General features: G+C 45.6%; 7 protein-coding genes. 2 read left to right on the top strand and 5 right to left on the bottom strand.

Features of this window, described 5'->3' with window-relative positions; translation table 11 throughout:
* Positions 1 to 246 precede the first annotated feature (246 nt).
* Positions 247 to 654: a transposase gene (locus RH949_RS10970; RefSeq protein WP_446353061.1), complete on the top strand. Its 408-nt coding sequence runs from the start codon at positions 247 to 249 to the stop codon at positions 652 to 654.
* 139 nt (positions 655 to 793) lie between these two features.
* On the opposite strand, the gene RH949_RS10965 is transcribed toward RH949_RS10970, so the two are convergent.
* The 5 genes from RH949_RS10965 to RH949_RS10945 all read right to left on the bottom strand — a co-directional run bounded on the left by RH949_RS10965 (position 794) and on the right by RH949_RS10945 (position 5,428).
* Positions 794 to 958 carry a hypothetical protein gene (locus tag RH949_RS10965; protein WP_198016451.1) on the bottom strand — a complete coding sequence of 55 codons (165 nt, stop codon included), beginning with the start codon at positions 956 to 958 and terminating at the stop codon, positions 794 to 796.
* Positions 959 to 1,008: 50 nt separating this feature from the next.
* Positions 1,009 to 1,647, bottom strand: a complete 639-nt coding sequence (locus RH949_RS10960; protein WP_044207007.1) for a Uma2 family endonuclease — start codon at positions 1,645 to 1,647, stop codon at positions 1,009 to 1,011.
* 112 nt (positions 1,648 to 1,759) lie between these two features.
* The gene (locus RH949_RS10955; protein ID WP_446353058.1) at positions 1,760 to 3,292 is read right to left on the bottom strand and encodes a flavin monoamine oxidase family protein; all 1,533 of its coding nucleotides are present in this window, start codon (positions 3,290 to 3,292) and stop codon (positions 1,760 to 1,762) included.
* Positions 3,293 to 3,494: 202 nt separating this feature from the next.
* Positions 3,495 to 5,024 (bottom strand): hypothetical protein, encoded by a 1,530-nt coding sequence (locus RH949_RS10950; protein WP_446353056.1) that lies wholly within the window; start codon positions 5,022 to 5,024, stop codon positions 3,495 to 3,497.
* 251 nt (positions 5,025 to 5,275) lie between these two features.
* A complete protein-coding gene (locus tag RH949_RS10945) occupies positions 5,276 to 5,428 on the bottom strand; it encodes a hypothetical protein (protein ID WP_006100989.1) in 153 nt (50 codons plus the stop codon).
* A gap of 1,100 nt (positions 5,429 to 6,528) precedes the next feature.
* Here RH949_RS10945 and RH949_RS10940 point away from each other — a divergent pair.
* On the top strand, positions 6,529 to 10,827 hold the full coding sequence (locus tag RH949_RS10940) for a S8 family serine peptidase (protein ID WP_446353054.1): 4,299 nt from the start codon (positions 6,529 to 6,531) through the stop codon (positions 10,825 to 10,827).
* The last annotated feature ends 23 nt before the right edge of the window (positions 10,828 to 10,850 follow it).

Genomic DNA, 10,850 nt, shown 5'->3' with positions numbered 1-10,850 from the left:
ACCTCTTCCTCTTGCTCCACCATGACCGCCCAACCAAGTTTTTGGTTCACCCCGTCAGGGGCGCGATCGCAAACCCCTTCATCTTCCTCCATAATCACCGCCTGATCACCGTTTTGGCTTACCCCGTTAGGGGCGCGATCGCAAACCCCTTCGTCTTCCTCCATAATCACCGCCTGATCACCGTTTTGGCTTACCCCGTTAGGGGCGCGATCACAAACCTTTCTGAATCTCAAATGACTTTGGCTTTTGTCAAGTACAATTTATACCAAATTAGATGAGCTTACCCTGACTCAAGTAAGTCTTCTCGGTGCTATTGATGGTCTCACTTTTGAAGCCTTTATCGCTCGTAAATTAGTGCCGTATCTTTGGTCTGGAGCCTGTGTCATTCTTGACAACTGCTCTATCCATCTGGGAAAAACGATTGAATCATTAGTTCAGGAGGCGGGAGCAACACTGATTTATTTACCTCCCTATTCTCCAGATTTTTCCCCGATTGAAAATTGCTTCTCCAAAATTAAATCGATACTGCGGGCTATGGAAGCTAGGACATATCCGGACTTAGCCAAAGCAATAGAAGAAGCATTTAGCCAAGTTTCTTTAGATGACATCAAAGGATGGTTTACTCATTGTTGCTACTGTACCTCACTAGACTGAGAAATGCTGTAAATTGGGTATTAGTAGCGAGCAAGATGCAAAGCCTGCGGCATGGCTTCGCTTAACGCACTACAAGGCTTTCGCCATTACTGATATTAAGGTTTAAATGCCGAACAGCTTAGATGTCCTTTGCCATGGGCTATTCCCCCAAAAGGTTGAGCGGCTGAACATTGGTTTGAGTGGATTGGGTGGCTTTGGATTTGCGCCTCTTGTTTAATTTTGCCTTAGTCTCATTCCCCGGCAAAAAAGACGCGAGGTTGCTGGTGAGGATAGGATTCACCCAACCATCCTTGATATCGCTCATGTTCTCCTGGAGCAAAAAAGGCATAAGAGCCAGAACCCAGCTTAGCTTCTTCATCCCAAATACAAAGCCAAGTCAAAAATCTCCTGTGCAGATAAGTTGAACTGGGGAAAAGTTGGGGAAACAATGGGAGTATTTCCCGTAAAGGGCGTCATCTGATATTCTCCATCAACCAAATTACAAACAAAAAATGTAGGTTGCTTGGGGTTCCCGATAAACTTTCTCGCCCCCAAGGCGGCATAATCGATGATCCAATATTCCTCAATGCCCATTTCTTCATAATCTCGAAGTTTATTGTAGTAATCGTCACGCCAATTAGTGGAAACAACCTCGACAATTAATTTGACTGAATCTGAATTTTGGATAATTGATTCACTTTCCCACCTAGATTCCATTCCAATGGTTTCTTGGTTTAACACAATGATGTCCGGTTCATAACCTGATTTTTCCCGTTTGGGTTTGACAATCGACTCTCTAGGAATAGTCCAAATACCTCCTTTGCCTATCTGCCTAATAACGATCAACAGTTGCTCAATCAGGGAACCGGTTAGATTGGAATGTTTCCCCTTTGGCTTGGGCATTTCGATAATTACTCCATCATGCAGTTCGTACCGTACTTCTGATTGTTCGGGATACCAGCTGATAAATTCATCAAAGCTGTATAGTTTTAGTTCGGCTTGGGCTTGAGTCATAGATCGTTTTCAGATTATTGTGAGCGTTTGTAATTCAAACTATTTGACAAAATTGTCATTAACTCATTTAGGGTGACTGTAGAATAATTTTCGATCTTAACGCTTATTTGAGTCAGCTATTTTCAAGAACATCAATTGTTGCCGCAAGTGCTGTCTGAATTGCCCCTTGCACCGAAGCATGATTAATGCCCAGATGTTCCCCGGCAAAAAAGACGCGAGGTTGCTGGTGAGGATAGGATTCACCCAACCATCCTTGATATCGCTCATGTTCTCCTGGAGCAAAAAAGGCATAAGAGCCAGAACCCAGTTTAGCCTTTTCATCCCAAATATAGTGAACGATATCATCAACGTATGGCTCAATCTGAGGATGGAGTTGCTTAACCTCACGTAACGTCAATTCAGTGCGATCGCCTTCTTCCAGACTCCGGAATTTTCGTGAATTCCCTTCCCAACGATACGCTGCTGTAAACGCAGACGGTTGATGGGAACGTTCGCGATCGCAGGCTATCCAGTCAGGATTGTCTGATTGTTTATCTGCCAAGATAGCATTATCATCAGGATACCAACACTTTTCGATATTTAAATCTGTAAAACTTCCGCCACCATAAATCCCATCCTCAAACTCCCAAGGACGAGCGGTACAGTGGAATAAGGTTTTCGCGGCGCTACAATACCCCAGACTGTTAATCGCTTCCCTTTGTTTAACAGGTAAAGGCGGATCAAAATCGATTTTTGCCAAAGCCGTAGTCGGAACCGTACAGATGACAAAATCAAACTCGGCGCTTTGTTTACCCTGTAAACTATTCCAGTGGAGTTTAACACCAGAATCGGTTAGTTCTATGGCGGTTACCTGGGCTTGAGTCTGAATGTCCCCTGGTATTCTTTCCGCAAAAGCGTTTACCAGGGTTTCCATCCCTCCGACTAACTTGTATTGTTCCACGCGATGCCAAGCCAAAAAGTCAATTAACCCATTCAAAAGAGAAACTTGATTATAATGGAGCATCCCTGTCGCGTGACCGACGAATTCAAAGGCATCGGGGGAGAGGCGATCGCGAAAATATTGGGTTACTGAGAGGCTGTCGTATTCTCTTAGTCGGGAACTGGTGAAGTTAGGGGAAAACATCTCCCATTTCTCCTGATTAGACAAAGACTCAATTAACTCCTCTAAAATAGTTTCGTAAATTACTGCCGGGTCTTGCTGCTCTTCAGGAGTTAAATTGTAGTTATATAATAGGGGGTTATACTTGTCAAGGCGAGTCTTTTGCCCACGTAAATAATAGTAAGCGGCGGGATTGTAACTAACAAATTGTCTTCTTTTTAACTTAAATTTATCCATATAATGGAGGGTGCAACCATGACTAGCCGGAACCCTCATGGCGCCCAATTCGGCATGAGTGCCATCACTGAAGTAGTGAGTATAAATACGACCCCCTAAACGCCCAGACGCTTCCAACAGAGTAACCTGGTGCTGCAATTGACTCAATTCATAAGCACAGGTAAGTCCAGCAATTCCCCCACCGATAATACCAATGCTTTGGCGACTTCCCTGGGAATCATAACTATCCAGAGAACCCGGATGAGAGTAGAGACGATCAAAGGAAAACGGTTGATTTAACTGTTGTTGATAACGATAAGGATTAAACATTGATTCAGATACAATTACAATTATTCCCAGAGCCAAATTAACCCTTAGCCTAGGGGCGCAGGCTCCGTCAAGGGGTTGTAGAGACGTAAGGCGTGGAACGTCTGGGAGCAGAGGGAGTGCGATCGCGTTTGCCATTATATACCGGGCATTCGTAGGGGCTTGGTCACCAAGGGAACCAAGTAAGGGCTTGGGAACCAAGCCCCTACTCTAAATCAACATATTCGGCTAAATTTTCAATTTGGGGATCACTAAACCGATACAGTAAACGCCACAGCACGGTATAACTCCCATCTAAACGCTGGTGAACGGGTTGAAACGCCACAATCACATCGCTGCTGGGTGTGTTGAGTATTTCTGGTAAATAACGGCGCTGCGCCCGGGAAATTGGTTCTCCTTCAAGTACAGCTTCGGGTAACTGGAATTGAATTAATCGAACCAAATACGTATTATTTAATTTTACCTCTGAACCGATAGCCGCCGGTGGGCTTAAAGGCGGGACAAACCCAATCCCATCTTTACCCGTATAAAAGCGCCGTTGGTCTATTTGTAAAGCTTCTACGTCATTGGGCGGACGATAGTTCAGAAATAAATCTCGTTGTTCAGGTGTAAGCGTAGGAATTGTGTTGAGATTGGCGTCGAGTTCGTCTAAAGAAACATCACCCAAATTGACAATAAAACCATAATCCAACCCTTGCAAAGGAATGGTAAAGTTTCCATTTTCAATCTCCAGCGCCAAGCTGGGAACGGAATCCGTCGCCGATTCAACCTCAGTCGTTAAGGGAAAGGGTTGGGGGAGGGGAGATTGCAGGCGGTTTCGCAGCTTATTGGGATCAGGTTGATAGCTTTCGGCGAGGAATATACGGGCAATCCCGGTGTTGGATTGCTCAAGAAAGTCGGCATATCGTTGGGGTTCTAAGGGTAAAAGACCCAAAGTACTCTGAGTGGGAATTACCGAGTAGACACCGGGGTCAATGATACGAGCCGAGTCGGGAAATGCGGGTAATGTGGGTAATAGTTGTTCCCGTGCGGCTAAAAGAGTTTGGGTGACAGCTTCTGGAGGCGCGATCGCAGGTTGTAACGGCTGTCTCTGATAGTCTGTAAGGGGGCGCTTTGTTGGCATACCCAAGACAGGCGGTTCCGGTTCGGGAAAGTCGGGTACAGGTGCAAATTCAGGACGAAGTGGTGTGGCTAAATTCAACCGCAAGCCTGGACGTTGATCATCTAGTGGTATGGTACTAGGTGCAGCTAACCCAGCTAGCATCGGTAACCGCATATCCAACAGATCAACCATTGGTTCCAGCTTTTGGGTAGATACATAAAGATTGCAGTACACCTGTCGCTGGGGTAAGGTTAACGGTGCAGGAACATCAGGATCAGGTGTTCCGTTATTACAGAGAAACTGGGGAATTCGATACTGACTATTCAAGAAGCGTTCCACTTTGCCGAGATGTAAGAAAAGTTGCGATCGCGTCGCTTCTACTTGATATACATTAGGACTGTAGAATGCCCCCTCAATCCGATTAATCAAATTCAGTTGTTCTTGAACCAGTTGTTCTGCTGGACGCCAAAATCCTGGGGCAAAGCTAGATTGTGCTATTGTATCTTGGGCTTTTGCCGTTGAGGGCGAAAGTAGCGGGAACGATAGGGATAAGGATAGTAACACCAATAACGATGAGTAGTGCATAAACTGTAGGGGCGCATGGCGTGCGCCCGATTTAACGGTAGAATCCACTCCACCATTTTAGCTGTGTCATGTTAGTAGTGGCTCGGCACACCTTATTTGAGCAATTAACCATTAGCCCGGAAACTGTAGGGGCGCCCGATTCAATCGTCAAGTCTCTTCCATCATTTTAGCTGTGTCAATCCAGTAGCGTAACGCGAAGTGTTAGCGAGTAACAAGCGTCGGAATAAGCATTAGTATCTGGAGAGATTCTTCATTTCGCTTCGCTTCATTCTCTAATCACATAATTGGACACTTGATTACTATTGGACTTTAGACGAATCCGATACTGCACAGCGAGCGATCGCACTTCTTTTGATACCACGATTCACGACATACCCCTTGACTCTTTCTTTCTGCTTCGCTACTGACATTTCCTTAGCTTGACTCAATCCCGTTTCGGCTAAATTTGTCAACTGATGATAATTTAAACTATTCTTTCACCCAGAACAGTTTAAATTTTTAAATCATGCTTCCATCTCAACAAAACGTCATAATTGCTCATTTTTGGCCCGTTTTCCGGAATTATCTACGAATTTTCAAGGGTTACAGCAATTGTGAGATGAGTGTACGATTTTCAGGTATATTATCTATGGTGGGTTTTTTCTGGGCAAAATTAATTTTGATACAGCTCAACCCCTTGAATCGTCGTAACACTTTGTATAATGTTTGGTTTTCGTCTCACTCCCAACCTCCCCCTTGGACGCATGTATTTTATTAAAGTTATAATAAAAATTATTGCCAACTATTGACAAAAAAACAGATGATACAGAAGGGATAGCACTTTCTAGAACAGTAAATCCTAAGAGACACAGATTGACACAGACAACTAAATAATTCCCCCACCAGCTAATCATTTTTTTATCCTTTGAGCGCTCGATTAATACCCAATCCGATGAAGTCACCCTTGGCTAAATTAACCTGATTGCGTTGCTGGGGACAAGACTCCGGGGGAACTAAGTCACCCTGATAAGCTGTTATGCATTTAAATTGGGTATTAGTAGCGAGCAAGATGCAAAGCCTGCGGCATGGCTTCGCTAAACGCACTACAAGGATTGTGCCATTATAGACACTGTGCCTAAGTCCTGTAGGGGTTTCAATGTCGGCTGGGACAGTTGGTTATGTGGATGTTCATAAGTTTTGTTAACTATTTGGATTTCCGGCAAAGAAACGTCTATACTCCTCAACTAGACATCGATGTTCTAACCTTACGGCTACATAAGTAAGGTTAAATTCAGGTTAATTTTTGAGGACTTACGCCCGAGAGCGTAAACCTCCCAGATACAGTGTTTCGTTGCATTAGTTTTGACTTACATTCATTGAGCGTGAAGGAGTAAATCCTGTGTCTGACCGTTCAGTATTTGTAAAGTTTTGTCAAAAAAATCGTTCATTCGCGTAAAATTCGCTGCCCAATCCCGAGTAATTAGTGAAAGTTCACGAGTTGCAGCGAATCGACTGTAGTGAAATAGCCACTCGATCGGATTTTCTAAGAAATTTTGTTGAAGGAGTGAGACCTATGTCCACTAACGATTTGTTCGATCAATCCGACAACAGCCAAATTGAACTCAATGGCTCAGTAGACTTAGAAGACGAGAGTACGAATCAAGACGAGACTACGAATCAGGTAGCTGTTGCGCCTAAGCGAGAGATGGAGTCACCTGAATTCCAAGCCTTAGTGCAAGAACTCTCTAGCACCATGGGTGTAGAAGGAACAGACTACCACCCCGGTGAGGTAATCATTAAACTTAACCCATCAATTACCTCAACGAATCAGATTAACGCTCTGCAAACCAGCCTTGGCGCCAATGTGAAAGAGTCCACTCAGGGCTTGGGCATTCAGCTTTGGGAAATCCCAGGTATGAGCGTCGCTGAAGCCATCGCTCTTTATGGAGGCGATCCCGCCGTTGAATATATTGAACCCAACTATATCGTTTCCACCAATACCACTGTTCCCAATGACCCAGAATTCAATCAACTTTGGGGACTCAACAATACCGGACAGACGGGCGGCACTCCTGACGCGGACATTGATGCTCCCGAAGCCTGGGATATTGCTACCGGAAACAATATAGTCGTTGGGGTAATTGATACCGGGGTGGATTATAACCATCCCGATCTCAATGACAATATGTGGACAAATCCGGGAGAAATTGCCGGAAATGGGATTGATGATGATAATAACGGCTACATCGATGATATCCACGGATGGGACTTTGCCAATGATGATAACGACCCATTTGACGACAACAGTCACGGCACTCACGTATCTGGAACAATCGCGGCTGAAGGAAATAACGGTATCGGTGTGACGGGTGTCAGTTGGTCGGCTGATATCATGGCACTCAAGTTCCTAGGTGCCTCGGGTTCTGGCACTACCTTTGATGCGATTCAGGCTGTCGAATATGCAACGATGATGGGAGCTGACTTGACCAACAATAGTTGGGGGGGTGGTGGCTATTCCCAAGGGTTGTATGATGCGATCGCAGCGGCGGGGAATGCAGACCAGTTATTTATTGCTGCGGCTGGGAATACTGGTGGAAATACCGACATTTCCCCCCATTACCCTGCCAGTTATAACCTAGATAACATTATTTCCGTAGCTAACACAAATCATAACGATCAGTTGTCTGGGACTTCCAGTTATGGACTTAATTCCGTAGACCTAGGCGCACCAGGATCTTCTGTCTATAGTACGGTTCCTGGGGGCGGATATGGTTTCAAGAGTGGAACGTCCATGGCAAGTCCTCACGTAGCAGGTGTTGCCAGTTTGATTTGGTCTAACGACCCCACATTAACAGCCCAACAGGTCAAGGATCGTATCCTAGCAACCGTTGACCCAATTCCAGCATTACAAGGAATAACCGTTACGGGAGGGCGGCTCAATGCCTACAGCGCCCTGACTGGCTCTACCCCTCCTCCAGTGCTTCCCGTAATCTTTGATGACTTTGACCCAGACATTGACAATAGCCAATGGTCTAATATTACTAACGGTACAGCCAATAGTAATTTTGTTGGCAGTGATGGGAACTCCCTATGGTTCAACGGGGGAACCAGTGGCGGTAGCTCTCGTTTTGCCATCACCAACCTGGTAAATGTTACTAATGGCGGCACGATTACCTTTGACCTGATCTTTGGCAATAGCTCCAATGGTGGCGAGAATGCTGATCCAGGGGAAGATGTGGTGCTGGAATATTCGATTGATAATGGCAGTACCTGGAATCAGTTTGGTCTTTACGACACCGAAGCCTTTACGACTTGGACAACCCTAACTGAGACGATTCCGACTGCGGCTCAGACGAGTAGCACCAACTTCCGTTGGCGGCAAATCGCTCACAGTGGCAATAATTTCGATAACTGGGCAATCGATAATGTAACGGTTGGACCACCGATTCTCAATAGTGTTGTTGATGACTTTGACCCAGACATTGACAATAGCCAATGGTCAACCATCACCAATGGCACAGCCAATAGCAACTTTGTCGGTAGTGATGGGAACTCGCTTTGGTTTAACGGTAGTTCTTCTCGCTTTGCCACCACGAACTTCGTGGATGTCTCTAGTGGCGGTACAGTCTTCTTCGACATCATCTTTGGCAATGGCTCTAATGGTGGAGAGAATGCCGATCCAGGGGAAGATGTCGTATTGGAATATTCTATCAATGGTGGTACTAGCTGGACTCAACTAGGTCTTTATGACACCGAAGACTTCACCAGTTGGACAACCCTCATCGAAACAGTTCCCACCGCAGCCCAAACCAGTAGCACCAGTTTCCGCTGGCGTCAAATCAATCATAGTGGTAATGGCTTCGATAACTGGGCGATCGATAATGTATTTGTCGGAGTACCTCAGCCAGGAGAAATTAGCGGCAGTAAGTGGAATGACCTCAATGGGGATGGAAAACAAGATGCCAATGAGCCAGGTTTGGCGGGTTGGACAATTTACCTAGACGATAATCAAAACGGTCAACTCGATTCCGGTGAGACATCCACGAAAACCGATATCAACGGTGACTATACCTTTACTAACCTGAATCCAGGTACTTACACCGTTGCCGAGGTGCTAAAACCCGGTTGGAAGCAGACATTTCCGAATTTTAACGGTGGTTTTGAAACGGGAAGCTTTGCTCCTTGGCAAACAACGGGTAGCACTACTATCGAGACTGCTGCCTTTGGTTCGGGTCCAACGAAGGGAACCTATCAAGCTTTGCTCACTAACGGAGGTGGTGCTGTAAGCGATGCCCAGCTAGAAACATTTCTAGGGTTGACTTCCGGAAGCATCGATGGTTTGGGTAATGGTAATGCTACCGTTGGTTCAGCAATCAAGCAAACAGTAACAGTATCGGCTGGTACTCAATTGAGCTTTGATTGGAACTTCCTCACCAACGAAGCTACGCCCACTTCCTTTAACGATTTTGGCTTCGTTTCGATTGTGTCAAATACTTTGGACACGCTAGCGAATACAAATAGCTCTTTCGGATTCTCTCCAACCATTTTCAATGAAGAAACAGGATTTGACATCTTCTCCCATACTTTCCAAACCGCCGGTACTTTTACCCTGGGAATCGGGGTTGTGAATGTGGGAGATACGGCTGTTGACTCAGGCTTACTGGTTGACAATTTATCGTTCACGGGTAATTCATTTCCTATTGCTGGTAGTCAGAAGGTAACTCTCGGCTCTGGTGATACAGTTACCAACATCGACTTTGGCAACCAAAAGATTCCTCCTACTCCGATTTTCGGCACTAATGGCGATGATGTTTTCACCATTACTGACAGTCCAGTCATTGTTTTTGCTCGTGCTGGGGACGATGAGGTGGATGGCTCAGGAAGCATTGGTGGGAATCAGTTCTACGGCGGTAAAGGCGATGATACACTGATTGGCAATAGCTACGACCAATTATTTGGTGAAGCTGGCGATGATCGCTTGGATGTATCCAATGGTGCAGGAAATAACCTGCTCGATGGTGGAAAAGGCGACGACGAACTGTTAGCTAACCTCAACGACCAGTTGTTTGGCGGCAAAGGTCATGATACCCTGGATGCTTCCAATGGTGGCGGAAATAACCTGCTTGATGGCGGCAAAGGTAACGATGTTCTATTAGCTGGCTCTAATGACTACCTATTAGGCGGTAAGGGTGAAGATATCCTTGAAGCTTCCAGTGGTGGCAGTCATAACGTGCTTGATGGCGGTAAAGGCGATGATATCCTCAATGCCATTAATGGTGGCGGAAATAATCTGCTCGATGGGGGCAAAGGTGACGATAACCTCTTCGCTGGCTCCAATGACCAACTGTTGGGCGGTAAAGGCGACGATATCCTTAACGCTTCCGTTGGTACAGGAAATAACAGCCTCGATGGGGGCGATGGTGATGACAATCTCTTAGCTGGCTTCAATGACCAATTGTCGGGTGGCGATGGCGATGATATTCTGAATGCCTCGTTTGGTTCGGGTAATAATAGTCTTGATGGCGGCAAAGGTGATGATATCCTCATTGCTGGTTTCAATGACCAACTTTCCGGTGGTGATGGCGATGATCTATTGTTTGGTGGTGATGGGGGTAGCACCATGACAGGCGGTAATGGTGAAGATCAGTTCTGGATTGTCAATGGCTTTGTTCCTAGTGCGGCTCACACGATTACTGACTTTGAGCTAGAAATTGACCGGATTGGCATTCGTGGTTTAGGGATCACGTTCCAACAGCTTGACCTGATTCAAGATGGTAATGATACTCGCGTTAGTGCCTTCAATACAGACCTAGCTATCTTGAGTGGGATTCAAGCGAGTGCCCTCAACAGTAGCGATTTTATTCTCGCCTAGCCTAGTTAATTGCGCGGTTGAAA

Source organism: Coleofasciculus sp. A1-SPW-01 (assembly GCF_040217205.1).
GTDB lineage: Bacteria > Cyanobacteriota > Cyanobacteriia > Cyanobacteriales > Coleofasciculaceae > Coleofasciculus > Coleofasciculus chthonoplastes_A.
This window is presented reverse-complemented; position numbering and strand designations above follow the sequence as displayed.

What these genes read in the sequence shown, in the direction of transcription:
- RH949_RS10940 (WP_446353054.1), top strand. Translation starts at nt 6,529, where the DNA reads ATGTCCACTAACGATTTGTTCGATCAATCCGACAACAGCCAAATTGAA.
- RH949_RS10955 (WP_446353058.1), bottom strand. Translation starts at nt 3,292, where the DNA reads ATGTTTAATCCTTATCGTTATCAACAACAGTTAAATCAACCGTTTTCC.
- RH949_RS10960 (WP_044207007.1), bottom strand. Translation starts at nt 1,647, where the DNA reads ATGACTCAAGCCCAAGCCGAACTAAAACTATACAGCTTTGATGAATTT.
- RH949_RS10965 (WP_198016451.1), bottom strand. Translation starts at nt 958, where the DNA reads ATGAGCGATATCAAGGATGGTTGGGTGAATCCTATCCTCACCAGCAAC.